The 23,468-nt window shown below is 52.6% G+C and carries 27 protein-coding genes and 1 pseudogene; 14 read left to right on the forward strand and 14 right to left on the reverse strand.

Features of this window, described 5'->3' with window-relative positions; translation table 11 throughout:
* Positions 1 to 203 precede the first annotated feature (203 nt).
* The 3 genes from HMPREF3096_RS09905 to phoP all read right to left on the reverse strand — a co-directional run bounded on the left by HMPREF3096_RS09905 (position 204) and on the right by phoP (position 3,548).
* Positions 204 to 1,325, reverse strand: coding sequence for a ribosomal protein uL16 3-hydroxylase (locus tag HMPREF3096_RS09905; protein WP_012542214.1), 1,122 nt, complete (start codon positions 1,323 to 1,325; stop codon positions 204 to 206).
* Positions 1,326 to 1,410: 85 nt separating this feature from the next.
* Entirely contained in the window at positions 1,411 to 2,877 is a 1,467-nt protein-coding gene (phoQ, locus tag HMPREF3096_RS09910) for a two-component system sensor histidine kinase PhoQ (protein WP_008806025.1), read from the reverse strand.
* Complete coding sequence (gene phoP / locus HMPREF3096_RS09915; RefSeq protein WP_004150807.1) at positions 2,877 to 3,548, reverse strand: two-component system response regulator PhoP; 672 nt, start codon at positions 3,546 to 3,548, stop codon at positions 2,877 to 2,879. The genes phoQ and phoP overlap by 1 nt, the downstream gene beginning before the upstream one ends.
* Positions 3,549 to 3,831: 283 nt before the next feature.
* Here phoP and HMPREF3096_RS09920 point away from each other — a divergent pair, with 283 nt between their 5' ends.
* A complete protein-coding gene (locus HMPREF3096_RS09920) occupies positions 3,832 to 4,638 on the forward strand; it encodes an AraC family transcriptional regulator (protein WP_008806026.1) in 807 nt (268 codons plus the stop codon).
* An 83-nt stretch (positions 4,639 to 4,721) separates the two neighbouring features.
* Positions 4,722 to 5,084, forward strand: a complete 363-nt coding sequence (locus HMPREF3096_RS09925; protein WP_032729971.1) for a cupin domain-containing protein — start codon at positions 4,722 to 4,724, stop codon at positions 5,082 to 5,084.
* 54 nt (positions 5,085 to 5,138) lie between these two features.
* Here HMPREF3096_RS09925 and purB read toward each other — a convergent pair whose 3' ends face one another.
* The 5 genes from purB to rluE are packed head-to-tail and all read right to left on the reverse strand — an operon-like array spanning position 5,139 to position 9,497.
* Positions 5,139 to 6,509, reverse strand: a complete 1,371-nt coding sequence (gene purB, locus HMPREF3096_RS09930; protein WP_012968556.1) for an adenylosuccinate lyase — start codon at positions 6,507 to 6,509, stop codon at positions 5,139 to 5,141.
* 3 nt (positions 6,510 to 6,512) lie between these two features.
* Positions 6,513 to 7,154, reverse strand: a complete 642-nt coding sequence (gene hflD / locus HMPREF3096_RS09935; protein ID WP_004140557.1) for a high frequency lysogenization protein HflD — start codon at positions 7,152 to 7,154, stop codon at positions 6,513 to 6,515.
* Between the two features lie 54 nt (positions 7,155 to 7,208).
* Positions 7,209 to 8,315 (reverse strand): tRNA 2-thiouridine(34) synthase MnmA, encoded by a 1,107-nt coding sequence (gene mnmA / locus HMPREF3096_RS09940; RefSeq protein WP_012542211.1) that lies wholly within the window; start codon positions 8,313 to 8,315, stop codon positions 7,209 to 7,211.
* 56 nt (positions 8,316 to 8,371) lie between these two features.
* The gene (locus HMPREF3096_RS09945) at positions 8,372 to 8,830 is read right to left on the reverse strand and encodes an NUDIX hydrolase (protein WP_008806030.1); all 459 of its coding nucleotides are present in this window, start codon (positions 8,828 to 8,830) and stop codon (positions 8,372 to 8,374) included.
* Positions 8,831 to 8,846: 16 nt separating this feature from the next.
* Positions 8,847 to 9,497, reverse strand: coding sequence for a 23S rRNA pseudouridine(2457) synthase RluE (rluE, locus tag HMPREF3096_RS09950; protein ID WP_032729972.1), 651 nt, complete (start codon positions 9,495 to 9,497; stop codon positions 8,847 to 8,849).
* A gap of 240 nt (positions 9,498 to 9,737) precedes the next feature.
* Between rluE and icd the strand changes: the two genes are divergently transcribed.
* Complete coding sequence (gene icd / locus HMPREF3096_RS09955) at positions 9,738 to 10,988, forward strand: NADP-dependent isocitrate dehydrogenase (protein ID WP_008806032.1); 1,251 nt, start codon at positions 9,738 to 9,740, stop codon at positions 10,986 to 10,988.
* Positions 10,989 to 11,105: 117 nt separating this feature from the next.
* Here icd and HMPREF3096_RS09960 read toward each other — a convergent pair whose 3' ends face one another.
* The 5 genes and pseudogenes from HMPREF3096_RS09960 to HMPREF3096_RS09980 all read right to left on the reverse strand — a co-directional run bounded on the left by HMPREF3096_RS09960 (position 11,106) and on the right by HMPREF3096_RS09980 (position 13,597).
* Complete coding sequence (locus HMPREF3096_RS09960; RefSeq protein ID WP_043875519.1) at positions 11,106 to 12,233, reverse strand: site-specific integrase; 1,128 nt, start codon at positions 12,231 to 12,233, stop codon at positions 11,106 to 11,108.
* The gene (locus HMPREF3096_RS09965; protein ID WP_012542206.1) at positions 12,214 to 12,459 is read right to left on the reverse strand and encodes an excisionase; all 246 of its coding nucleotides are present in this window, start codon (positions 12,457 to 12,459) and stop codon (positions 12,214 to 12,216) included. Before HMPREF3096_RS09965 ends, HMPREF3096_RS09960 begins: the two co-directional genes overlap by 20 nt.
* Before the next feature lie 51 nt (positions 12,460 to 12,510).
* Positions 12,511 to 12,774: pseudogene (locus tag HMPREF3096_RS31760) on the reverse strand (3'-5' exonuclease); the annotation flags it as partial.
* A gap of 241 nt (positions 12,775 to 13,015) precedes the next feature.
* Positions 13,016 to 13,360 (reverse strand): Rrf2 family transcriptional regulator, encoded by a 345-nt coding sequence (locus HMPREF3096_RS09975; protein WP_014228879.1) that lies wholly within the window; start codon positions 13,358 to 13,360, stop codon positions 13,016 to 13,018.
* 42 nt (positions 13,361 to 13,402) lie between these two features.
* Complete coding sequence (locus HMPREF3096_RS09980; protein ID WP_039103071.1) at positions 13,403 to 13,597, reverse strand: DUF1482 family protein; 195 nt, start codon at positions 13,595 to 13,597, stop codon at positions 13,403 to 13,405.
* Positions 13,598 to 13,986: 389 nt separating this feature from the next.
* Between HMPREF3096_RS09980 and HMPREF3096_RS29060 the strand changes: the two genes are divergently transcribed.
* On the forward strand, positions 13,987 to 14,301 hold the full coding sequence (locus HMPREF3096_RS29060) for a hypothetical protein (RefSeq protein WP_040234937.1): 315 nt from the start codon (positions 13,987 to 13,989) through the stop codon (positions 14,299 to 14,301).
* 329 nt (positions 14,302 to 14,630) lie between these two features.
* Here HMPREF3096_RS29060 and HMPREF3096_RS09990 read toward each other — a convergent pair whose 3' ends face one another.
* The gene (locus tag HMPREF3096_RS09990) at positions 14,631 to 15,014 is read right to left on the reverse strand and encodes a helix-turn-helix domain-containing protein (protein ID WP_014228883.1); all 384 of its coding nucleotides are present in this window, start codon (positions 15,012 to 15,014) and stop codon (positions 14,631 to 14,633) included.
* 101 nt (positions 15,015 to 15,115) lie between these two features.
* Between HMPREF3096_RS09990 and HMPREF3096_RS29070 the strand changes: the two genes are divergently transcribed.
* The 10 genes from HMPREF3096_RS29070 to HMPREF3096_RS10030 all read left to right on the forward strand — a co-directional run bounded on the left by HMPREF3096_RS29070 (position 15,116) and on the right by HMPREF3096_RS10030 (position 23,272).
* Entirely contained in the window at positions 15,116 to 15,340 is a 225-nt protein-coding gene (locus tag HMPREF3096_RS29070) for a helix-turn-helix transcriptional regulator (protein ID WP_023328112.1), read from the forward strand.
* 2 nt (positions 15,341 to 15,342) lie between these two features.
* Entirely contained in the window at positions 15,343 to 15,897 is a 555-nt protein-coding gene (locus HMPREF3096_RS09995) for a toxin YdaT family protein (protein WP_032416986.1), read from the forward strand.
* Positions 15,898 to 15,941: 44 nt separating this feature from the next.
* Positions 15,942 to 16,928, forward strand: a complete 987-nt coding sequence (locus HMPREF3096_RS29075; protein ID WP_072032612.1) for a DnaT-like ssDNA-binding domain-containing protein — start codon at positions 15,942 to 15,944, stop codon at positions 16,926 to 16,928.
* Positions 16,840 to 17,385, forward strand: coding sequence for a replication protein P (locus HMPREF3096_RS10000; RefSeq protein WP_228704798.1), 546 nt, complete (start codon positions 16,840 to 16,842; stop codon positions 17,383 to 17,385). The genes HMPREF3096_RS29075 and HMPREF3096_RS10000 overlap by 89 nt, the downstream gene beginning before the upstream one ends.
* 13 nt (positions 17,386 to 17,398) lie before the next feature.
* Complete coding sequence (locus HMPREF3096_RS10005; RefSeq protein WP_060657004.1) at positions 17,399 to 17,839, forward strand: hypothetical protein; 441 nt, start codon at positions 17,399 to 17,401, stop codon at positions 17,837 to 17,839.
* Between the two features lie 403 nt (positions 17,840 to 18,242).
* Entirely contained in the window at positions 18,243 to 18,842 is a 600-nt protein-coding gene (locus HMPREF3096_RS10010) for a TIR domain-containing protein (RefSeq protein WP_060657005.1), read from the forward strand.
* Between the two features lie 129 nt (positions 18,843 to 18,971).
* Positions 18,972 to 20,588 (forward strand): CBASS cGAMP-activated phospholipase, encoded by a 1,617-nt coding sequence (locus tag HMPREF3096_RS10015; protein ID WP_060657006.1) that lies wholly within the window; start codon positions 18,972 to 18,974, stop codon positions 20,586 to 20,588.
* Positions 20,589 to 20,650: 62 nt separating this feature from the next.
* Positions 20,651 to 21,487, forward strand: coding sequence for a TIR domain-containing protein (locus HMPREF3096_RS10020; protein ID WP_070544414.1), 837 nt, complete (start codon positions 20,651 to 20,653; stop codon positions 21,485 to 21,487).
* Positions 21,488 to 21,538: 51 nt separating this feature from the next.
* The gene (locus tag HMPREF3096_RS10025) at positions 21,539 to 22,681 is read left to right on the forward strand and encodes a toll/interleukin-1 receptor domain-containing protein (protein WP_060657008.1); all 1,143 of its coding nucleotides are present in this window, start codon (positions 21,539 to 21,541) and stop codon (positions 22,679 to 22,681) included.
* Between the two features lie 3 nt (positions 22,682 to 22,684).
* Complete coding sequence (locus HMPREF3096_RS10030; RefSeq protein WP_060657009.1) at positions 22,685 to 23,272, forward strand: SLOG domain-containing protein; 588 nt, start codon at positions 22,685 to 22,687, stop codon at positions 23,270 to 23,272.
* Positions 23,273 to 23,468: the final 196 nt, after the last annotated feature.

Genomic DNA, 23,468 nt, shown 5'->3' on the forward strand with positions numbered 1-23,468 from the left:
GGCGGCGACTGGCCGCCCCCTGTGCGCTCCCTACTTCATGAGTAACATAACGCAGAATACATATTGGGAGCGCAATCTGCTCGGAAATAACACAGAACAAACGTTTTTCCCGGGTCGAAACCGTTGCAAACCGATACAGGAGCTACGGAAATCGTGCTGTTTGTAGGCCCGGCAAGCGCAGCGCCGCCGGGCAGGATGATGGCTCAGTCGCCAAAGAACCAGTAGCCGCTGTTGACCAGCGCTGCCAGCATGGCGAGGAATGACGGATCTTCCAGCGCATCGCCAAAATGGTCGGCGCGCAGCGTCAGATGGGTGGCTAAGGCGTCCAGCGCCGGGCGGTGCGGGGAGTTGATCTTCTCGCCATTGACGAACACCTCGCCGTCAATGCGCAGCACCCGCAGGCCGCCCAGGCGTTCCAGCGTGTCGCCCTGCTGCAGAGCATCGTAAATTTCATCTGGCTGATACGGCGGCTCCGGCGGTGCGACGTCGAGCTCATGACGCGACTGGGTGATAAACTCGCCAAACCACTGTTTAAAGTGCTCTGGTTGATTAATCAGCCCCAGCATCATCTCGCGCAGGCGGTCGAGTTCGACGGGTAAAATATCCGCCGGATGGTCGCGGGACGGCACGTCCGGATCGGCGTAGCGCTGGCTGCCCAGTTCGCGCTGGAGAACGTAGTCGGCAAAGCCGCTGAACAGCTCGCGGGCATTCGGCGCGCGATAGCCGACCGAATAGTTGAGCGAATTTTCCAGCGAGTACCCCTCATGCGGGAATCCTGGTGGAATATAGAGAATATCCCCCGGCTCCATCTCTTCATCGATGATCGCCTCGAAGGGGTCAACCTGCAGCAGGTCCGGATGCGGGCAGTGCTGTTTCATCGGCACCTTTTCCCCGACGCGCCAGCGCCGACGGCCGGTGCCCTGAATGATAAACACATCATACTGATCCAGATGCGGACCGACGCCGCCCCCGGGTACCGAGAAGGAGATCATCAGATCGTCGATACGCCAGTCCGGCAGAGCGCGGAACGGATGCATCAGCGCCGCTGAGGGTTCATGCCAGTGGTTAACCGCCTGCACCAGCAGGGACCAGTTGTTTTCACTCAGGTGATCGTAGCTTTCGAAGGGACCGTGACTGACCTGCCATTTTCCATCCTGATGGCTGACAAGGCGGCTATCGACCTCGCTCTCCATGGCCAGTCCAGCCAGTTCGTCCGGGCTTAGGGGGTCGATAAAATTGGCGAAGCCGCGCTTCAGTACCACCGGCCGTTTTTGCCAGTAGCGTTCGATAAAGTCGGGCCAGTTAAGCGTTAATTGATAATCCATATTGATATTCCACTGCAGGTGTCTGACAGGGATTATAACGGATGCGGCGCCCCGGCGATGCAGGCGCCGTTAAAAAACTCAATGATTAACCCTGTTTATCTTCCATCAGCTGGCGGCCAAACACCACCTCCATGCAGGCGCCGCCGAGCAGGCTTTCGCTGGCGATAATCTCCCCGTCATATTGCTCGACGATTTCGCGGGCGACGGAGAGCCCCACGCCCTGGCCGGGACGCAGCGTATCTGCCCGCTGGCCGCGGTCGAAGACGGCGCGGCGCTGGCTCTGCGGGATCCCCGGGCCATCGTCTTCCACCAGAATATGCAGATGGCTGTCGGTGGTCTGGCGCACGGAAACTTCCACAAACTCCAGACAGTACTTACAGGCGTTATCGAGAACGTTACCCATCACTTCCATAAAATCATTCTGCTCGCCGACAAAAGTGATCTCCGGCGAGATGTCGAGCGAGATATTGACCCCTTTACGCTGATAGACCTTGTTGAGGGCGGAGGTCAGGCTATCAAGCAGGGGGGCGATCGGGTGCAGTTCCCGGCTCAGCAGGGTACCGCCGCTGCGCATGCTGGCGCGATGCAGATAGTAACCAATCTGCTGCGAGATGCGGCTTATCTGCTCCAGCATCACCGGCTCCGCCTCGTCGACGCTAATCTTCTCGCCGCGCAGCGAGCGCAGGGTGCTCTGCATCACCGCCAGCGGCGTTTTCAGGCTGTGGGTGAGATCGGTGAGGGTGGTGCGGTATTTGTCATAGCGTTCACGCTCGCTGCGAACCAGGCGGTTAAGGTTGCTGACCAGCCGGGTCAGCTCGCGGGTGGTGTTGGGATTGAGCTTTTCGCGGTGGTGCTCCTCCAGCTCACGTACCTCTTTCGCCAGCGACTCGATAGGCCGCAGGCTCCACCATGCGGCGACCCACAGCAGGGGGATCACCAGCAGCAGGTTGGCGGCCAGCACGTAGATAAACCAGCTCCACACCATATAGCTGCGCTTGAGCTCCACCGGAATGGTATCGACCACCACAATGCTGAGCTGGGGCATTTTGCTGGTGGCCGGGTAGAGGTTGATTGCCACCGAGTGGGTCATCTCCGAATCATCGCCCTGCTCGCGGATGGCGTCCAGCTGTTCCTGAATCTCGTGGTTGTTGCGCAGCAGCATGCTGCTGCTGTCGACATCGGCTTCGATCTCATGGAAACCATTGCGCTTCAGCCATTCCGGTTGAATGCGTTTCGCCAGCCAGGGGACATCGCGCTGCGCCCACAGCAGTTTACCCCTCTCATCGTAGATAAGGGTCACCGTCGGGCTTTCCATATTCAGGTTTTCCGGGATATCGACGTCAATAGCGCCGTTCTCCCATTTCGCCAGCATATAAAAGAGATTGCTCTCGCCGCGCAGCAGGCGGAAGGTGGTTTTATCGAAGCTGACACTGTAGCCCACCAGCGCCACCATGCCATAGGCCAGGGAGAGCACCAGTACGACCCCGGCGGTCGCCAGCAGGAAGCGAACCCGTAATGACAGGGGGAAGATATGCCGCAACAGTCCCTTCATCAGCGCAGTTCGAACAGATAGCCCTGGCCGCGCACCGTGGTGATGACGTCCTGCGGGTATTCAGCCTGAATTTTCTTGCGCAGCCGGCCCATCAGTACGTCGATGGTATGGCTCTCACGCAGTTCGGCATCCGGGTAAAGCTGGAGCATCAGGGAATCTTTGCTGACCACTTTGCCGCGGTTGCGGATCAGGGTTTCCATAATGGTGTACTCAAAGGCCGTCAGCTTGATCGGCTGATCGTTGACTGACAGCTCGCGCCGGGAGAGGTCGACCTGGAACGGCGGCAGGGAGATCACCTGTGAGGCCAGGCCGCTGTTGCGGCGCAGCAGCGCCTGCATGCGGGCGGCAACCTCTTCAATATGGAAAGGCTTGGTGACGTAATCATCCGCCCCGGCGCTCAGCACTTCCACTTTATCCTGCCATCCTTCGCGGGCGGTCAGCACCAGCACCGGCAGCGACACATCGTGGCTGCGCCAGCGGCGGATCAGCGATAGTCCGTCTTCATCCGGCAGGCCGAGGTCGACGATGGCGATATCCGGGAGATGTTCGCCCAGATAGTAGTCCGCTTCCCTGGCATCTTCCGCCGCATCGACCTGATGGCCCAGCTCCTGCAGCTGAACTTTGAGGTGGTGACGCAGCAGGGCGTTATCCTCAACCACGAGTACGCGCATGACTGTTCTCCCTTCCTGTGTTGATAGTAATCTGACGCTCATTATATACGCAAAATATAAACAGCTGTTAAATAAAGCTTTTTATACCATCGGCGCATAACACCGCCAGGCAGGGCAGCCTTCGGCGATGCCCTTTGCGCATAGTGCATGGAACTCCTTCATTCTATGCGTAATTTCAGCAAACGCCCAGCGGCAGAGCGCGGGCAGTGCGCGGGTTGGTGATGTTAATTTTTTGTGTAATAGTGCTGGGATCACCTCTCAATGACGCCGCAGGTTATCCATTATGTCTCAGCAGAAAAGTGCGGACTGGGTCAGGCTGGCGCAGTCGCCCAGTCAGACGGAACGCATCGAAGCCTTCTTCGGCGGCCACGGCTACGAGCCGCACCGGCATGATACCTATGCTATCGGCCAGACGATCGCCGGCGTGCAGAGCTTTCACTATCGCGGCGGACTCCAGCACAGCCTGCCCGGCGGGACGATGGTGCTTCACCCGGACGAAATACACGACGGCGAGGCGGGCACCGAGGCGGGGTTTCACTACCGCATGGTCTATATCGAACCGGCGCTGATCCAGAAGATACTCGGCGGCAGGCCATTGCCGTTTATCCCCGGCGGCCTGTCGGCGGATCCGCGCCTGCGTTGCGCCGCGCAGCCGTTGTTAAAAGCGGTCACGGACACCTTCGAGCCGCTGGAGGAAGAGGATGCTCTGTACGACCTGGCGCAGACCCTGGCTGTGGTCGGCGGGCAGCGTTCCCGCCGCCAGGCATTTGACTATCAGGCGGCGGAGAGGGCCCGGGAGTATATCCATGCCTGTTTTATGCAGGATATGACCCTCGACACCTTATCGCAGGTCAGCGGCCGGGACCGCTGGAGCCTGAGCCGGGATTTCAGAACGCTGTACGGCACCAGCCCGTGGCGTTACGTCATGATGCGCCGGCTTGATTTTTGCCGCCAGCGGATGCGCGCCGGGGAGCGTCTGGTGGATATTGCCGCCGACGCGGGGTTTGCCGATCAGAGCCACATGACGCGCCAGTTTATCAGCCGCTTTGGTCTCTCTCCGGGCCGCTGGCTGCGGGCGATCCGCGGCTAGCGCGGTTCAGGTTGCACAATCGTTCAAGCGTGACCGCGGCGAGGCGAACTATGCTGACTGCCTTTATCACAAGGAGACAGCCCATGTATCAACTCGTTAATCTTGCTCAGAAATTTTCCCTGTTCAGCGAACAATGGCAGCCCAAAGTGGTGGCTGAGATGAACGACTATCAGTTCAAGATCGTGCGCATCGCCGGCGATTTTATCTGGCACAGCCACCCGGAAACCGATGAGGCATTGATGGTGGTGGAGGGGGTATTACGCGTGGACTTCCGCGACGGACATGTGCTGGTGAAGGCCGGGGAGATGATCGTCGTGCCGCGAGGTGTGGAACATAAGACTTCGGCGGAGACGGAAGCGAAGCTCATGCTGATTGAGCCGCATGGCGTACTGAATACCGGCCATGAGGGCGGCGAGCGGACGGCGGTAAACGACGTCTGGATCTGATGGCTTTCCGGCGACACAACGCCCCTCTTTCCGCCGGAAAGAGGGGCAGGGCGATTACTTCAGTTCGTCAACCATGGTGGTTGCGCGACCAATATAGTTGGCCGGGGTCATCGCTTTGAGGCGCACTTTTTCGTCTTCCGGCAGGGCGAGGCTGTCAATAAACTGCTTCATCCCTTCCGCGTCAACGCGTTTGCCGCGGGTCAGCTCTTTCAGCTTCTCGTACGGTTTTTCGATACCGTAACGGCGCATCACGGTCTGGATCGGCTCAGCCAGTACTTCCCAGTTGTGATCCAGTTCGTCCAGCAGGCGATCCTGGTTCAGCTCCAGCTTGCTGATCCCTTTGAGGGTGGACTGATAGGCGATCAGCGCATAGCCGATTCCCACGCCGAGGTTACGCAGGACGGTGGAGTCGGTCAGGTCGCGCTGCCAGCGGGAAACCGGCAGTTTGCTGGCCAGGTGCTGCATGACCGCATTGGCCAGGCCGAGGTTGCCTTCGGAGTTTTCGAAGTCAATCGGGTTCACCTTGTGCGGCATGGTGGAGGAGCCGATTTCCCCGGCGATGGTCTTCTGTTTGAAGTGGTTGAGCGCGATGTAGCCCCACACATCGCGATCGAAATCGATCAGAATGGTGTTGAAGCGCGCGATGCAGTCAAACAGCTCAGCGATGTAGTCATGCGGCTCGATCTGGGTGGTGTACGGGTTCCACTGAATGCCCAGCGAGGTGACGAACTCTTCGCTGAACTGATGCCAGTCGACTTCCGGGTAGGCCGCGATGTGGGCGTTGTAGTTACCCACCGCGCCGTTGATTTTACCGAGGATTTCCACCTGGTTCAGCTGACGGTACTGGCGCTCCATACGGTAGGCGACGTTCGCCATCTCTTTACCCATGGTGGACGGCGTTGCCGGCTGACCGTGGGTACGGGAGAGCAGCGGCACATCGCGGTACTGGGTTGCCAGATCTTTTACCGCGTCAATCAGCTTGCGCCAGTAAGGCAGAACCACTTCGTCGCGGGCGGTTTTCAGCATCAGCGCGTGGGAGAGGTTATTGATGTCTTCAGACGTACAGGCGAAGTGAATAAACTCTGATACCGCGTGCAGCTCGGCGACGTCAGCGACTTTCTCTTTCAGAAAATACTCTACCGCTTTCACGTCGTGGTTAGTGGTGCGCTCGATGGTTTTGATGCGCTCCGCGTCTTCGACGCTGAAATCGGCGACGATTTTGTCAAGGAAACCGTTTGCGTCGGCAGCAAAAGCAGGAACTTCCTTGATCGCTGCGTGGGCGGCCAGTTTTTGCAGCCAACGTACTTCCACCTGAACGCGGAATTTCAGCAAACCGAATTCGCTGAAGATACCGCGCAGCGCGCTGACTTTATCGCCGTAGCGGCCGTCTACAGGGGAAACGGCGGTCAGTGAGGATAATTCCATAGATCACAACTCCGGGGTTAAATGAGCAAGAATTTGCTTTGCCTGGTTAACCAGACGATTACGGGAAAACATAAGCTGCAGACGTCCGCCGCCCACCTGATGCCAGAGCACCGCGGCGCGAATACCCGCCAGCAGCGCTGAACGAACTTTCGCCTGCACCTGCGGGCTTTGCAGCACGGCAGGCGAACCGGTCACCTGAATACGCGGCCCCAGCGGGCTTATCACGTCAACATAGATGCCTGCCATGGCGCTGAGCAGCGTTTCGGACTGCAGGTCAAAGTGTTCCAGTTGACGGTGCAGGCCGGCGATGCGGTTGCCGAGCGTGTCCATCGCCCCTTTACTGGCGGCGAGCTTGCGCTCCAGCACCATCAGGCTCAGGGTATAGCGCGTCAGTTCAGCATTGAGGCCCTGACGGCTGCTGGTATTGAGCACCCCGAGCAGCGTTTCAAGGCCGAGGCGAAGATTGGCTTCACTGCCACCGAACACCGCCAGCGTCGACTCGGGATCGAGGTCGATGATGCTGTTCAGCGACACATGCAGGGCATCGCTGTCGCAATGTCCCTGATGCGCCAGTTGCTGAACCAGTCGTGCCGCCTGGCAAACGCCAGCCAGCGCCAGCGTGATGTCATAGTAATTCTTCGCCACACATACTCCTTGTCAGCCGTCGGGGCGGTTCGTCCCGACGGAAATAACGCGCGTTCAGGACTGCAGAGGCAGTCGTTGTTCAATAATTCCGCCGCCGAGGCACACTTCACCCAGATAGAACACCGCGGACTGGCCCGGGGTGACCGCCGCGACCGGCTCATCGAAGCGGACTTCGATACGGTCTTCATCCAGCGCGGTGACGGTGCAGGGGATATCGGTCTGGCGATAGCGGGTTTTCACCGTGCAGCGCAGGGTGCCCTGCAGCGGTTCACGGTCAACCCAGTGCAGCTGTTGGGCAATCAGGCCGACGGACATCAGGCGCGGGTGGTCATGGCCCTGGGCGACGATAAGAATATTATTCTCAACGTCTTTATCGACCACGTACCACGGATCTTCGCTACCCTCTTTGGTGCCGCCGATGCCCAGCCCTTTACGCTGGCCCAGCGTATGGTACATCAGCCCCTGATGGGTACCGATCTCCTCGCCGTCGACGGTGAGAATTTTGCCCGGCTGCGCCGGCAGATAGCGGCCAAGGAAATCGCGGAATTTACGTTCGCCGATAAAGCAGATGCCGGTGGAATCTTTTTTCTTCGCGGTGATCAGATCCAGCTCTTCGGCGATCTTACGCACCTGCGGTTTTTCCAGCTCACCCACCGGGAACAGGCTCTGGGCAATCTGCTCGTGGCTAAGGGTATAGAGGAAGTAGCTCTGATCTTTGTTACCGTCGAGGCCGCGCAGCAGCTGGCTTTTGCCGTCGACATCGGCGCGGCGCACATAGTGCCCGGTGGCGATGTAGTCGGCGCCGAGGTCTTCGGCGGCAAACTCGAGGAAGGCTTTAAACTTGATCTCTTTATTGCACAGAATATCCGGGTTCGGCGTGCGGCCGGCTTTGTACTCTTCCAGGAAGAGCTCAAAGACGTTGTCCCAATATTCGGCGGCAAAGTTAACGGTGTGCAGTTCAATGCCCAGCTTATCGCAGACCGCTTGCGCATCGGCAAGGTCGGCGGCGGCGGTGCAGTATTCCTCGCCGTCGTCTTCCTCCCAGTTCTTCATGAACAGGCCTTCCACCTTATACCCTTGCTGCAGCAGCAGGTACGCGGAGACCGAGGAGTCGACGCCGCCGGACATGCCGACGATCACTTTTTTCTGGCTTTCTGACATGGAAATACTCGCTACATTGAACTTCGAGGCGGCGTATTCTAGCACGCGCTCACCGTTCATTCACCCCCTGTGAACGGCCAGTTAAATGCGCCAATCAGCGACAGCGGCTGGCGCGGGTCCTGCAGGTAGCAGCGAATGCTTTCGGCAACCAGCGGCGAGCGCAGGTTCGGCGCGTTAAGAATTTCCTCAGCACTGAGCCACAGGCAGCGATCGATATCGCTGTCATGCGGTTCGGTGGCGCACAGATCGCTAAGTTCGATGGCGAACAGGAAGCGCAGAAACGGCGTGTTATCGGGAGCGACCCACTGGTGCATGCGGATGAAGTGCTGCGGCGTGGCGCGAATGCCGGTCTCTTCCCACAGTTCGCGTTCGGCGGCCTGCAGCAGCGTCTCATTGGCCTCCAGGTGGCCCGCCGGCTGGTTCCACAGCGCTTTGCCGTTAATGGTCTCTTCGACGATGAGGAATTTATCCTCGGCGTGAACCACGCAGGCTACAGTAACATGAGGTTTAAACATCGCTTTTCCTTTTCGGTTATTCGGCTCTACGCCATTCGCCATTCGCCAGTCCGTCAAGCGTATAGCCGCCCATGGCGTAGCGGATCAGGCGCAGGGTGGGGAAGCCGACGTGGGCGGTCATCCGGCGCACCTGGCGGTTACGTCCCTCGTAGAGGGTGATTTTCAGCCAGCAGGTGGGGATCGATTTGCGCTCGCGAATAGGCGGGTTGCGCGGCCACAGCCACGCGGGCTCCTCCACCACTTCCACGCCAGCAGGCAGGGTGGGGCCATCGTTGAGCGTGACGCCGTTGCGTAGCGCGGCCAGCGCCTCGGCGGTGGGTTCGCCTTCCACCTGGACGTAGTAAATCTTGCCGGTGCGTTTACCCGGCTGGGTTAGCTTCGCCTGCAGCGCGCCATCGTTGGTCAGCACCAGCAGGCCTTCGCTGTCGCGGTCAAGACGACCGGCAGCGTAGACGCCCGCCACGGGGATAAAATCTTTCAGCGTGCTGCGCCCGGCCTCGTCGGTAAATTGCGGCAACACATCATAGGGTTTATTGAACAAGATCACAGTTTTTGGCTGGTGTTCTTTACGTTGTCTGGTGACTTGTTGTGTGCTGAATCGCTCAACGCGATGTTTTCTAAATGAAGTTTTCTGCATGGTATTTTCAGGCTCTATCAATTGCCGCATTATAGCCTAATTACGAATGCCTTTCATGGACGCAAACATTCAGGTAGTATTGACATGCTCATTACAAATTATTAACAAAAAATTGCTCAAACCGATTCGCACTACAGGCAGGAAGGCGACACGGACGCGATAGCTCCGCTTAGCGGGAAAACCCGGTACGCTGGAGCTGGCCGACTCAGCCAACACCAGGCTCGCGTGAAGAGGGAAGAGCAGAACCAGAAGCGCTCGAAGGAGAGGTTAATGGAAAGCAAAGTAGTAGTTCCGGCGGAAGGTCAAAAAATCACCCTGCAAAACGGCAAACTGAACGTCCCTCACAATCCGATTATCCCGTTCATTGAAGGTGATGGTATCGGCGTTGACGTTACCCCAGCGATGCTGAAAGTGGTTGATGCCGCCGTTGAGAAAGCCTATAAGGGCGAGCGTAAAATTTCCTGGATGGAAGTTTACACCGGTGAAAAATCGACCCAAGTCTATGGCCAGGATGTCTGGCTGCCAGCTGAAACCCTCGATCTGATTCGTGACTACCGCGTTGCTATCAAAGGTCCTCTGACCACCCCAGTCGGCGGCGGCATCCGTTCTCTGAACGTGGCGCTGCGCCAGGAGCTGGACCTCTACGTCTGCCTGCGTCCGGTACGTTACTACCAGGGCACCCCGAGCCCGGTTAAGCACCCTGAACTGACCGATATGGTTATCTTCCGTGAAAACTCAGAAGATATCTATGCCGGTATCGAGTGGAAAGCCGACTCTGCGGAAGCAGACAAAGTCATCAAATTCCTGCGCGATGAGATGGGCGTGAAGAAAATTCGCTTCCCGGAACATTGCGGTATCGGCATCAAGCCGTGCTCTGAAGAAGGCACCAAACGCCTGGTTCGCGCCGCGATTGAATACGCGATCACCAACGATCGTGATTCCCTCACCCTGGTGCACAAAGGCAACATCATGAAGTTCACCGAAGGCGCGTTCAAAGACTGGGGCTACCAGCTGGCTCGCGAAGAGTTCGGCGGCGAGCTGATCGACGGCGGCCCGTGGGTGAAAATCAAGAACCCGAACACCGGTAAAGAGATCGTGGTGAAAGACGTGATCGCCGATGCGTTCCTGCAGCAGATCCTGCTGCGTCCGGCGGAATACGACGTTATCGCCTGTATGAACCTGAACGGCGACTACATCTCTGACGCGCTGGCGGCACAGGTTGGCGGTATCGGTATCGCCCCGGGCGCCAACATCGGTGACGAGTGCGCGCTGTTCGAAGCGACTCACGGTACTGCGCCGAAGTATGCCGGCCAGGACAAAGTAAACCCGGGCTCCATCATCCTGTCCGCAGAGATGATGCTGCGCCACATGCAGTGGTTCGAAGCTGCAGACCTGATCGTCAAAGGCATGGAAGGCGCTATCGCTGCCAAGACCGTGACCTATGACTTCGAACGTCTGATGGAAGGCGCTAAACTGCTGAAATGTAGCGAGTTTGGTGACGCGATTATCGCGAACATGTAATCTGGCCCCCAGATTATGTCAGAACGGGAACCTGTTGGTTCCCGTTTTTATTATTAGTTTTCGAACGGTTATCAAAATTTTATCAAAACAAGTTATCAAAACCCCTCCCGAAAAACCTCATAAGGCCACAGTTGTCCACCCCTTCCCTCGATCATCATGGTACCTATCCGTTTGTTGTTGAGTTTTATGTCCAAGTAAATCTTTCGTGTTTATACCCTGGGCTTTATATAACCGCTCGGAAAGTGATCTTTGTTCATGGAAAGTTGCCGGTGTACCTTGTCCCCAGTCAATATCTGCACTGTCTCTTGCCTTGCTGAAATTCATGGTCAGTGTTCTGGGTTTCACCTGTGCTCCTCGCTCAGCCTGTGAGGTGGTTCTAAAGAAATGAACCAAATAAGGGCTTACTGCATAATCCCGGCAACGACTGATTACATCTCGGAGGCTCCAGTTGATTGCGTTGCAACGCAGAGCTAATGGTATAGCGATTTTGCTTCCGGTTTTCTCTTGCTCAACGTGTAGATGATCGTCCCAGATGTCTGAGAATTTCATACGGGATATATCACCTAGTCGCTGTCCTGTTACTATGGCTAAAAGCATGGCGTTCCCCATGTATTTGTGATTTTCATCGGCTATATCAAAAATCTTTTGCCATTCCTCAAGAGTGAGGCGTTGGCGAGTGATCTTTCTACGAGGTTGTTTAGTTGCTAGTGCAGGGTTATAACCAGGAGGTACTTCTCCCGCATGCTGAGCTTCTTTAAAAACATCTATTAGGACAGAGCGAATGACCTGAGCCATTCTGGGTTGTCCCTCCGCTAAATATTCATCAAGAATTTGCGCAACATCTCGAACATTGACAGCGGATATTAATTTCATTCCTACCCGCTCCTTAAGCAGAGATACTGGTTTTGCTTTTTGTTTGATAGTGTTTTCTTTAATATCTCCAGACTTTAATCTTTCCTGCTGAATCTTCCAGTAACGTTCAAGCCAAGTGTTAGTTGATATTGATTTTCCTGAGCTGGCGGAAATTCTGTCAGTGATTGCCATTATCTGGCGGGTTTGTTGTTCCGCCAGTCTTTTATTTGCTTCAATAGCTATTGCCGTGGCCTCTGCTTCATCTGTTCCTAGACTATGAAACTTACCAGTTATCGGGTGCTTATAACGCCAGTATACTTTATTAACCTTTCTACTGAAGAGCGGGTATAAATTTGGAATAGATATATTATTTTTACGTGGTCTGGCAGCCATCGTTCAAAATCCTCTGCAAAAGAACAGGGTCGCTTTTCTTTACTACAGGAGTGGTCAATGTACCGACCAACTCAGCATCCTCCCTGACGCGCCAGAATCGACCTTCTTTTTTGGCTGGGGGAGAAAACATATTCTGTTTAGCATAATTCCTGAGAGTGGAAACACTTGGAGGATTGCTTCTGTATTTCTCGTTTGCCCACTCTTCAAGGGTTAACATCTGGAGCATATGTTTTACCTCATTATGGCCCATGCTGGGCCAGTATCTGAAAATAAAAAATCAGTCTTGCATCAATTTTTGCAGCACCTGATTGCCGGTAATTATTCGCTGCCAGATCGCTGATACATAGCGGGCCTGATGAATAGCATCAGCGAGGGCATTGTGACGAGACCCTTCAAACGGGATCGTTGTTTTGGGGTCGAAGCTAATGACCTGGCCGAGCTCTAACATTGTTCGTACGTCCCGATCGTTCCAGTATTCCCACGGATAATCTTCAGCAATGCAATCGTAAGAAGAACGCAGAATAGAGTTATCGAATTTTGCGCTCGGCGCGAGAATCGGATTTAGCAGAGAACCAGCAGAAGAGACTTTTCGCTTCGTTTGCTTTTGCCTTAGCTTTAATGAGATACGGGTAGTTGTTCATTGCGTTTGGGCTCCTTTGGATTGTAAGATACCCGGCTGCTGATGGCAGCCGCCCTGGTGGTGGTCATTGGTCAAAACTCGATTCCGGAAAGCTTTGGTCGGCTGACCGGGTACTTAACCCGCCTTGTGCGGGTTTTGTGCTTTATGGGGCTGGCGAATCGCCCCGCAGCAGCTGCGATACGCGAACGTCGTCAAGCGCTCGCAGGATAGGCTCAAAAGTTTTATGGGCTGGCAGTTTAGATACTGCAGTGATCACTTCTGTAACGGTGATGTCATCGCCGCGGGGGCTATAACCACCACCTGGGCCACGCTGTGAAATTACCAGGTTACCCGCCCGCAGCTTTTTGAAGATCTGCTCAAGGTATGAAGTAGACAGCTTTGACTCTTTACTGATGGCCGTCAGTGAAACAGGCGAGCCGTCATAGAGCTTATTCAAAGTGGCGGCGGCCTGGACAGATGCCAGAACGCGTTTCATTCCAAATTCCATAATCACTTCTCCGGCCGTAATGGCCATTGGTCAAAACTCGATTCAAAAACTCACTGCAGGCTGTTGGTCGTCAGCCATTTTTTGTGCATTTCGGTAGGGGAGGCACTGGCCCTGTACTTTTTGTTCATCGGCGTTGCTGTTGCAACTGGCCTCTGATGGATAAACACCGATCAGAACATCAGAGCATTCACCAGTGAGAGCACATACGCTGATGACAAGGGCAAACAGGGTATTCATGCCTCAGCCTCAGGGTTTCCTTTCTGCGCCAGCAAGTAACACAGCTGGCGTAGTCTCACCTCGAACCAGTTCAGGCGGGTCGCCTGGTTGCCGGTAGGTACTCGGGCAAAATCCTTCATAGTTATCTCCAGTTAACTCAGTATTAGCATGTGGTTTTGCAATGCGGCGCCGGGTGCCTCCCGGTGACGGCAGCCAGTTAACAACTACCGCCGACAACTTTTTCCCCACAACATGTGAATAACCGCCATGTTTATTTTTTAACTGTGCCGCGTGCGCATAGCCGCATTCACCGCATTGCAAAACCTACTAGTCGTGATGCCTGTCTTTTCACCACTTCAGGCTCGGTGGTATTCTTGGCGCTTCCACACAGCCAAATAAAAGAGAGCAAAATGTCTCGTAGCCCTATACCTGTCTTCTGGTACGAAAATCCCGCTCACTATGAAGAATTCCAAAAAATCCTTTCAGATGCTTACGTCCTTCCCTTTGACTACCACGACTGGCGTATCCGCACCGATAGCATGGTGGAGCGCTACGAAAACAGCGGTATCCAGGCTGTGAAGGTGGTAGCCAGCACTTACGATTTCATCACCTGGTGCCAGGCCCATGGACGTGATATCAGTACCAAAAGCTGCAATGATTACGCGGTCTCCGAATCGGGCCTCCAAATCCTGCGCGACAGAGAGTTTGATTGGGGAGACGAGTAAAAAGTAAATTTTCCCTATCTTGGATATATCTATTCTCATAGTGATGTCCTATCTCATGCCTGTAACGCCGGCCGGCGGAACGTTTAAACCTGCTGCGAATTCTTCTTGTCGTCATCTCATCCGGTGTTTCGTATGCCGCCGGCAGCTACTTCGTGGGCTTCCTGCCTCGATGACCCATACTGCTTTGTGTGTTTTGAAGTTTCACATGTCGTGAAATTGTTGTCAATACAAAATGTGAAATCAAAATTACTCATTTTGTGTAATTTATTGGTAAGGGTACAAAAAAACCGGCTCAAGGCCGGTTATGCAATGCTTATTTTTTGATTGAGTTAGGTGGGGTTGTATCTTCCGCGTAGGTATTTTTCTACATACTCATCAATTTCTTTAAGTCTAAGCTCAAAGGTATCAATCATGCGTTCCTGTTCAGCTTCAGGCAATTGATTGAATAGGGAAAGAACCCTTTTTTGTTTGTCTGTTAACCAGTTCGATGGATCACTTTGTTCGCCAAATAAAATCATAACGGGCGTGGTGCCTAATGCTTTCGCTAAGGACAATGCATCATCTACACCAACGTTTCGATTGCCATATTCATAATTGGCGACACGCGACGCCCCAGACCAGCCACATAATTTCGCAAGCTGCCCTTGGCTCATTCCTTTCTCAGTTCTTAGCGCCTTGATGCGCTCACCGATTTCTTCAGCAAGTGTCTTCATACCCTCACTTTATCACGAAGAGTGAATATTGGTGATTCACGTTTTGTATTGACAGAAATTTCACGATATGTGAACATCGTTTTACACAACAGGAGAACTGTATGAACTACATTTCGCATCTACGGAAAAAAGCCAACATTTCGCAGCAAGCCTTGGCTAAGGCGGCTGGTTGGAACCAACCTCGGTTAGCCAACTATGAAAAATCCTTACGCGTTCCAAGCCTGGCTGATTCTCGTCATATCGTGGCCGCACTTAATACGTTAGGGGTTAGTTGTTCGCTTGATGATGTATTCCCTCCAGAACCCTCAAATCCTAGGGAGAAATAAAAATGCAAACCATCTCTTTTGAAAATTATACCCAAGACATGGCGGTGCAACTGAAAACCAAAAATCACTATTCGCTGACGCGCCGCGATCGCCAGAAGTGTAGGGCTATTTTTGCCGCTGTTCAGGAATGGGAATCTTCGTTACCTGGTCGCGCGCAGGAGCACGTCGCACAGCAGGTGGCCGAACAGTGGGAGAAACAAAACGGTCGTGGCATCAGCGTTAATAAACAAAATCTGTACCGCTACCTGAAAAACGAATCTGGATCAGAGAAGTACACCAGTTACGTCATGCAGCTTTCAGGAGCGATCGCTGATGCGATGCCTATTGAGATTGCGCGCAAACACAAATTGAAACGTGGATTGACTGAAAGCGAGCTGGTGGCTCATGCAATCAAAGAGTGTAGCGAAGCGCACCAGGCAAAATTGCTTGGCGCTCCGTTACAAAAGTTAGAGCGTGAAATTCGGGAGGCAGCAATTGCACTTTTTAACATGCTTCCTGCAGATGCGGCGGGACCACTACTGGCGAGCATAAGCGCCGTAGCGCCACAGTTTTTTTAATCGAGTTTTGACAATGAGTACCGTACAGAAAATAGGGGGGCTTCATGAGCATTGACGCAATGCGATGGGCCAAAAAAGTCAAGACAGGGAAGTCCTCTGCAAAAGCTGTTCTGACTTGGATGGCCGACATGTGCGGAGCTGATCTCTGTGCTTTTCCATCCATTCCTGCGCTGGCAGAAGCAACTGAGTTGGATAAGAAAACGGTCCAGTCGAGCCTGCAGTATCTGGTTTCGATCGGGCTTATTGAAGATACAGGTGAACGGCGTGGAAAGACTAAACAAATCCCGGTTTACAGGCTTCTTGGTGTGGAAGAAAGCGTTGCCGAAATTGAACACACCCAAAAACGGGAACATTACCAAAAACGGGATCGTTTAAACGCACCCGAAAACGGGACTGTTTCCTGTACGCAAAACAACCAAACGATCCCGTTTTTTCCGTCAAACGATCCCAAAAACGGGATCCGGAATCTACCAGAGGAACCAAAAGATATAACCCCCACACATAGGGTTCTGGTCGAACCAGTTATGCCTGACTATCCGAATCAACCGGGAATAGTTCCTGGCGAAACACAAGCATTCGGAAAATTTGCGATGTATTTCGGGTGGAAACCTTCCGAGGATTTTCCCCGACTGGCAACGATTTGGGGAATGCCATTAAGACCGGGGATAAATCTTGCTGCCGAGTTGAGCAGTTTCATCGCGTACTGGCAGGCTGAAGGCAGGGCGTTTCACCAGGTGCAGTGGGAGCAAAAACTAGCAAGACATCTTAACCGTGCGGAAGTCCGCCAGAAAAAACCAGTGAATGGGGGTAACGATCATGTGGGAGTACGAGCAGAGCCAGCAGCATCCAGAGCTGTTCAACAGATTCGAGCCGCCCGTAAGCAACGGTTGCGAGTTGCAGGATCAGAAGGCCGTAGAAACGTCGTGGCACCTATGGGAAGTGATGGGCGAAATCTTTTCGAACCGATGGATTCTGAAGAACGGAGAGGAACCATCAGAACTCTGGATCGCTCAGATTGGGTCGATGAGTGAAGCCCAGATTACGCTTGTTTGCCGGCAGTGCATGGAACGTTGCGCCGCAGGCAGCACATGGCCGCCGGATCTTGCTGAGTTCGTTGCGCTGGTGTCTGCCAGCGGTGCTAACCCGTTCAATCTGACATCCGAAGCTGTAATGGCGGAATACAAGCGCTGGAGGAATGAGTCTTACCGATACTCGGGCAGCGACAAATACCCATGGAAACAGGATGTTCTCTATCACATTTGCATTGAGATGCACAGAACCGGAGTTGAGAGGAACCTGACGGAGGGAGAGTTGAAAAAGCTGGCAGAAAACTTACTCACGAAATGGACCAAACACCTGGCTAACGGGTTTTCGATTCCGCCAATTCGTCAGCAGTTGGCAGCACCGAGACATCCAGCAGGACCGACGCCAGCACAGATTCTGATGGAAGAGTACAAACGCCGCAAGGCGGCAGGTTTAACCAAGTAAACGAGTTTTGACCATGACCAAACAATCAAAAACCAAAGTAACCAAAGCACAGATGGTGCTTGCCATCGTTAGCCGGACGCCAGAATGCGTCCTGCAGGATGTCTGCGATGCGCTCGACTTGCAAGCCAGTACAGCAGGTAACTTGCTGCGGCAGCTCCATGCCGCGGGAAAACTCCATCGTACCCATAACGGCTACCAGTATGTCTATCGAGTGGTTGCTGGCGTTAAGGTTCCCGATGTTGCCGTGCCGCAGGCTGCAACACAATTATCTGAAGAAGATGTGAAAAAAGTCCAGGACGCACTGTCCCTGGTGAAGACCCTGGAAGACAAAAAGCTGTGGCGCCGGGCTGCGACTGTTTACACATCGATGCTTGGAATGACGACAACAGCAAACGAGCTCAGGTCACTTGCCAGAATGCGCAACCGATGCCTACGCAATGCAGCGAGGTATTGATTATACCAAAAAAGTAATTGTAACTGGCCCGAGATGTTCAGGTTAAATCCATATGTCCGGTGAAAGGCAAAGCTGAAATGTTCGTTAAGAGCATGAAACGGAAGTTCTGGCATAGTTGCATCAATATTTATAAAAGGGATAACCGATTCGCATTTTCACTTCAGTGAGCACTTAGTTACAGAAGACTAGAAGCGAATTTACCCTATGCAGGAACGCGCACAAAAATTTTTAATATTGCGTGCCTGAATGATGCCACAGGAGTATGGTTAGTGATACCTTATAAACACTAAGTCTTTATCAATACAGGGCAGCATACTTATGGTACCTCGCTAGATCTGTATTGAACATTTACAGTGGATGCTCTGAATACGTAGATAGAAATTCATCTGGAACGAGGTAAGGTATGCCGAGAAAAACTTTTTTTTCTTTTCACTATCAAGAAGATGTATGGCGTGCGTGGAATGTCAGAAACAGCTGGGTTGTTCCTAAAGAGAAAGAATCTGAGGGATTCTATGATGCTAGCGTTTTCGAAGCATCACAGAAGGAAGGTGACAACGTTCTGAAAGATTTTCTACGCGACGGGCTAAAAAACACATCGGTTACTTGCGTTTTGGCTGGTCAGTACACTGCTAGCAGACGTTGGGTTCGATATGAGATTGTACGCAGCGTTTTGAAGAAAAATGGCCTACTGACAGTTGATATTCACGGCGTAAAAAACAGTATGCAGGTTTTGGGGGTAAAAGGAACTGATCCACTTTCCCAAGTTGGGGTTTACTGTTCGAATGGACTGATTTACTTTGCTGAAATTAAAAATAATAAGTGGGTAAAGTACGAGGACTATACCTTGGCTATTCCTGCATCCGACCTGTGGTTTAAAGCCCCTACTACCTTAGCCGTAACGAGAATCTCAGACCATTGTCTGAGATATGATTACGCAGCTCAGAACGGCAGAGAAAACATATCCGCGTGGATTGAAGCAGCTGCCGTAGTTGCTGGCCGCTAGTCTATGCGCTCCTCCTCTTTGCTGGAGGAACTCTCGATGAACGGTCGGATATGCGCGACGCCTTATTCTGAATAAGATGTTTGGCTTAGAGCAATCAATGATGCCTTTAGATAAATATGGGTGCTTAGAGTGATAATTAAACAACGTCTGGCGGGCGTGCGAATCCACCTATCCGGCTCGAATAAGGAGCATAACGAAGATATTGCCAATTTTGTTAGCAAGCTGGCGGCAAAAATCTTCAGCGAAGGGGGATCAATAGTGCATGGCAGTCACCCTTCATTTATCGCTCCACTAAAAAAAGCAGCAGAAAATTTTATTGATGCAGGTGGAGACAAAGGTGCACTCACACTAGTTCGAGCAAAAAGCTTTGCTACAGCTCAGTATGCCGCTGAAATCGAGGAGCAACAAATGTATGCGGCTGTCGAGATAGTACCGGCAGAGTTCGAAGAGGGAAATCCGAAAAGTGGTTTGACTCCCATGCGCGATTGGATGGCCGATCGTTCAGATGCGATTGTCTGCGTCGGTGGCGCCTGGTGGGATGTCAATAAAACGAATGCTGGTGTGCCCAATGAACTAGATACCATGCTGGAGCTTGGAAAGCCTGGATTTGTGGCCGCAGGTTTTGGCGGCGCGATTGCTGGCTATCTCAATGAAGATCCGTCGCTATTAAGACGTCTGAAAAACGGACTAAGTCAGGAAGATAACGAAGTCATTGCGCGTTGCACTAATGTTGATTCGGTTGTCGATCTGATTGTCGAGCAGCTCAAAAATTTGCCCCTCTCACGAAGGAATGTAACTCAAGGCCGAAATTTCCGAATTTTGGCTTTAGACGGTGGCGGACTGAGAGGCACATTTACTGCAGCTGTGCTGGCCAAGTGGGACGATATGCTCAAAGCTGGTGGCGGAAATGGCATCATCTCTCATTTCGATTTAGTTGCAGGTACATCGACTGGCGCTATCCTTGCCATCGGTCTAGCCCTTGGTCTGAAACCAAGTGAAATTCTGGCTTTTTACGAAGAAAAGGGCCCTAAAATTTTTCCTAAGGATCGAAAGCTGAGACATTGGCTCAAATCCAAGCATGATTCAACCACATTGCGACAGCTACTTACAGAGGTGTACGGTGAAAAGACACTGGCTGAAGATTCATGCTGTCGTTTGGTCATACCTACGGTAAGAGCGAAGCAGGGACAAGCAGAAGCGATAGTAACGCCTCACAGTCCAGATCGTACCGCGTATCGCGATATCTCTGCCGTCGATGCGGCCTTGGCTTCGTCAGCAGCACCAACATTCTTCGACGAGTCGACATGGGAGGGGCCAATCGCCCTCGAAACGTTCCTTGACGGGGGAGTTTGGGCAAACAATCCTATTTTGCCTGCACTTGCGGAAGCTGTCAGATACCTAAAAATTCCACTGGATCGTATCGATGTGCTGAGCATTGGAACACTCAGCAGTGAAAGCGATTTTACTGACCAGTTGGGGAAGGGCAAAGCCGGATGGGCACCTCATAGCGCTGACCTGTTTTTTGCTGCACAGGAGCACGGTGCACTCGCACTTGCTGAAAGTTTCCTAGGACCCACTCGTCATTTGCGTATCAACCAACAAACCCCTGCCGAAATCAAGCTTGATGACAGAGAGGCAATTCAGGAAATGGCTGCACGTGGGAATGAAGCAGGAAAAGAACACTTTGCAGAAGTGCGCTCAAGGTTTTTTGATGGTCGGCATGCAGATGAATGGGAGCGTTTTTAACCGGCACTTTGCGAGAAATCAGTACACATAATCCTAAGCTCCTTTGCATAAATGGGGGTTGTATGTTCCTAGACTTGAAAATTGAAAATGTCGTTGCGCTCGATTCAGAATGGAGTGATTCTGACGTCGCATCCTACAAAGCGAAAAATGACCACATTGCCATCAGGCTTGAAGAGTACCTGATGAATGGTAACAACCTGCTGGATGCAGAGAAAATCCAGCAAAGCGTATTCCCAGAGACGGAGATTGACGTATTCATTTCCCACTCACATAACGATGAAGATCAGGCTATTCGTATTGCTTTAAGCCTAGAAAGAATTGGCCTGAAGCCTTTCGTCGATTCATGCGTTTGGGGCTTCGCTGATGAGTTGCTTCAGGAGATTGATAACAAATTCTGTATCCCTACAGGTTGGGAAAATTATAGCTACGCACTGAGGAACAGAACGACAACTAATGTTCACTTAATCTTAAACGCAGCGCTCCAGCAGATGATCCATCGCTCTGAGCTTTTCGTTTTCTTAGGCACGGAAAGTTCGATCAAAATTGATGAATACATGTCGGATAGGGAGCGACTTTCCTCTCCCTGGATTTTCTCCGAACTTATGTTTGCACGAAATGTGAAACGAACAGTGCGCAAGCGACTCGAATACGGGATGGGTATGGAGGGTTATCGGAAAATAGAAGAAGCCGCGTTTGATAGTAAACACGCTGAGTTTAGATACTTACTCCCTGAATCCACTTACTCAATGGATTATGAACAGTTTATGAAGTGGCTAAGCTCCTACACCCTGCCGGATGACTCCGATTTCATTAGGAGGCTCAGCGGGCTCCATCATGTTGATAAGCTTTATATGGAACTGGGGGTCGATGAGAAGCTACTAGAGGTACCCCGGATGTAGCTTAGAAACTACACCGTTTGACGATAACTGTAATTGCATAAAAGGGCAACCATGCTTCCTATCTATCAGCTTGCTGTTATAGGCTCCCCTTCAGACGAGCAACTGCGCGATTTGGAGGATGCGGTTAAAACTGCAGTGGAGATGTACGGGCTACGACTCGGTCAGGAGATAAGTTGGGAAATAGCTCCTGATATGTTTACACCAAATCAGTTGCGAGCGAGCGCGGTTGTCTTTTTTGGAGGAGAGGGCATAGAACACCCAAGTTTACCGAGCTTGCTTCGCAGCGGTACTCCTGTAATTCCAATTGTATCCGATCTACGACATGTAGCTGCGGAGATTCCTGAGCTGCTGCGACCGCTGAACTGTCTGGCCTACGCAAATGGTGGTGCTAAGCGTGTCTCGATAGCTCTTCTTGAATGCGCTGGATTGCTTCCGAAACAACGAAGGGTCTTCGTAAGCTACCGCCGGGATGAAGCCAGAGTTGCCGCCCTCCAGATGTTCGATGCTCTGTCAGAGCGCCATTTCGACGTATTCCTTGACACTCATAGTATTGCGCCAGCAGAAGATTTTCAGACCATGTTGTGGCATAGACTCTGCGATTCTGACGTGCTGTTGATGCTAGATACTCCTGACTATTTTAATAGTCGTTGGACATCAGCTGAGTTTGGGAGGGCTCTCGCGAAAGGTATAAGTGTTCTTCGAGTCGCTTGGCCTGAAACGAAGCAGTCTCGTGGATTGGGTACTGCAAGCCTTGCTGAGTTAGCTGAAGGCGAGTTGGACGGCGGAACAGGACATATCGAGAATTCCGCTATCGACCGCATTTGTCTACAACTTGAGGCGGTGCGCAGCAAAAGTCATGCTGTGAGGACTATCAACCTAGTCAGCAATTTGCGCATTGGAATTGAGGCAATAGGTGGTGAAGTCATTGGTATGGGAGTGGGGCGGGAAATCAAAGTTCGTCTGCCCACAGGACGAATTATAGTGGTTTACCCGACGGTCGGGGTCCCGACGTCATCAACCATGCACCAAGCCTCAATGAACTATCCAGATGAATCAGTTGCTATACTGTATGACCATGTGGGGCTACATCCTCAGTGGCTGAATCATATGGATTGGCTCGGCTCGCACATCCAGGCAACGAAGTGGGTGAAAGCATGCGAGGCCGGCTGGCAGTTTGCAGATTGGGAGGTTTAAAAAGTGGATTCTATTTTTCTTTCAGCAAGCGTCCCGGTCAATGGGCGAGGTGATTATTACGAAACTGCTGATCCGTTCCTGATTCAGTGTGCTGTACGTGAGTTTGCCATCGCGGTCGTAAGAAAAATGAAAATCGTATGGGGGGGGCACCCTGCCATAACACCCATGATCTGGAGCATTTGCGAAGATCTGGGCGTCGATTACACTCGCTCCGTAGTATTGTACCAGAGCCGATTTTTCGAAGGCCAGTATCCTGAAGAAAATGAGCGATTCGACAATGTCGTTTACACCGATGCAGTGCCTGATGATCTAGCCGGCAGCCTACATCTTATGCGGCAGGAAATGTTGTCTCGATGTGACTTAGTTGGCGCAGTCTTTGTAGGGGGGATGGAGGGAGTTCAGGTTGAGTATGAGCTATTTAAGCAATTTCATCCTGACGCAATAATTCTACCGGTCGCCGCCCCTGGAGGCGCAGCACTGAGACTAGCAAGGGATCATAGCTACTTAGATGGAGGCCGTCTGGGAGACGTGGATTTCGCATCTTTATTTGATCGTTATCTTACTAAGATACTGGGCTCTCAATCCGATTGACAAGCCATATGGTGGCTTAGGGTTGATCGGCTACGCGTCGGTGGATAGAGGGAGATAAAGGAAGAGGTTGCTAGGGAAATGCAGTAAAAGTTGTTGTCACTATTCGGTTCAAACGTCTTCAGGATAGCTCCCAGAATAACTCTGGCGCTGATTGAATCTTACCCTGCGATGCAGTCATACTGAAAAATGACACACT

It is taken from the genome of Klebsiella sp. HMSC25G12 (assembly GCF_001807705.1).
GTDB classification, from domain to species: domain Bacteria; phylum Pseudomonadota; class Gammaproteobacteria; order Enterobacterales; family Enterobacteriaceae; genus Klebsiella; species Klebsiella variicola.

Bases quoted from the DNA above. Each gene is read 5' to 3' on its own strand.
- phoQ (WP_008806025.1), bottom strand. From the start codon at position 2,877: ATGAAGGGACTGTTGCGGCATATCTTCCCCCTGTCATTACGGGTTCGC.
- HMPREF3096_RS09980 (WP_039103071.1), bottom strand. From the start codon at position 13,597: ATGAATACCCTGTTTGCCCTTGTCATCAGCGTATGTGCTCTCACTGGT.
- rluE (WP_032729972.1), bottom strand. From the start codon at position 9,497: ATGCGGCAATTGATAGAGCCTGAAAATACCATGCAGAAAACTTCATTT.
- HMPREF3096_RS10005 (WP_060657004.1), top strand. From the start codon at position 17,399: ATGACCAAACAATCAAAAACCAAAGTAACCAAAGCACAGATGGTGCTT.
- HMPREF3096_RS29075 (WP_072032612.1), top strand. From the start codon at position 15,942: ATGAGCATTGACGCAATGCGATGGGCCAAAAAAGTCAAGACAGGGAAG.
- HMPREF3096_RS09945 (WP_008806030.1), bottom strand. From the start codon at position 8,830: ATGTTTAAACCTCATGTTACTGTAGCCTGCGTGGTTCACGCCGAGGAT.
- HMPREF3096_RS09905 (WP_012542214.1), bottom strand. From the start codon at position 1,325: ATGGATTATCAATTAACGCTTAACTGGCCCGACTTTATCGAACGCTAC.
- HMPREF3096_RS10020 (WP_070544414.1), top strand. From the start codon at position 20,651: ATGTTCCTAGACTTGAAAATTGAAAATGTCGTTGCGCTCGATTCAGAA.
- HMPREF3096_RS10000 (WP_228704798.1), top strand. From the start codon at position 16,840: ATGGGCGAAATCTTTTCGAACCGATGGATTCTGAAGAACGGAGAGGAA.
- icd (WP_008806032.1), top strand. From the start codon at position 9,738: ATGGAAAGCAAAGTAGTAGTTCCGGCGGAAGGTCAAAAAATCACCCTG.
- mnmA (WP_012542211.1), bottom strand. From the start codon at position 8,315: ATGTCAGAAAGCCAGAAAAAAGTGATCGTCGGCATGTCCGGCGGCGTC.
- HMPREF3096_RS09995 (WP_032416986.1), top strand. From the start codon at position 15,343: ATGCAAACCATCTCTTTTGAAAATTATACCCAAGACATGGCGGTGCAA.
- HMPREF3096_RS10010 (WP_060657005.1), top strand. From the start codon at position 18,243: ATGCCGAGAAAAACTTTTTTTTCTTTTCACTATCAAGAAGATGTATGG.
- HMPREF3096_RS29060 (WP_040234937.1), top strand. From the start codon at position 13,987: ATGTCTCGTAGCCCTATACCTGTCTTCTGGTACGAAAATCCCGCTCAC.
- purB (WP_012968556.1), bottom strand. From the start codon at position 6,509: ATGGAATTATCCTCACTGACCGCCGTTTCCCCTGTAGACGGCCGCTAC.
- HMPREF3096_RS09990 (WP_014228883.1), bottom strand. From the start codon at position 15,014: ATGAAGACACTTGCTGAAGAAATCGGTGAGCGCATCAAGGCGCTAAGA.
- HMPREF3096_RS09920 (WP_008806026.1), top strand. From the start codon at position 3,832: ATGTCTCAGCAGAAAAGTGCGGACTGGGTCAGGCTGGCGCAGTCGCCC.
- HMPREF3096_RS29070 (WP_023328112.1), top strand. From the start codon at position 15,116: ATGAACTACATTTCGCATCTACGGAAAAAAGCCAACATTTCGCAGCAA.
- HMPREF3096_RS09975 (WP_014228879.1), bottom strand. From the start codon at position 13,360: ATGGAATTTGGAATGAAACGCGTTCTGGCATCTGTCCAGGCCGCCGCC.
- HMPREF3096_RS09960 (WP_043875519.1), bottom strand. From the start codon at position 12,233: ATGGCTGCCAGACCACGTAAAAATAATATATCTATTCCAAATTTATAC.
- HMPREF3096_RS09925 (WP_032729971.1), top strand. From the start codon at position 4,722: ATGTATCAACTCGTTAATCTTGCTCAGAAATTTTCCCTGTTCAGCGAA.
- phoP (WP_004150807.1), bottom strand. From the start codon at position 3,548: ATGCGCGTACTCGTGGTTGAGGATAACGCCCTGCTGCGTCACCACCTC.
- HMPREF3096_RS09965 (WP_012542206.1), bottom strand. From the start codon at position 12,459: ATGCTCCAGATGTTAACCCTTGAAGAGTGGGCAAACGAGAAATACAGA.
- HMPREF3096_RS10025 (WP_060657008.1), top strand. From the start codon at position 21,539: ATGCTTCCTATCTATCAGCTTGCTGTTATAGGCTCCCCTTCAGACGAG.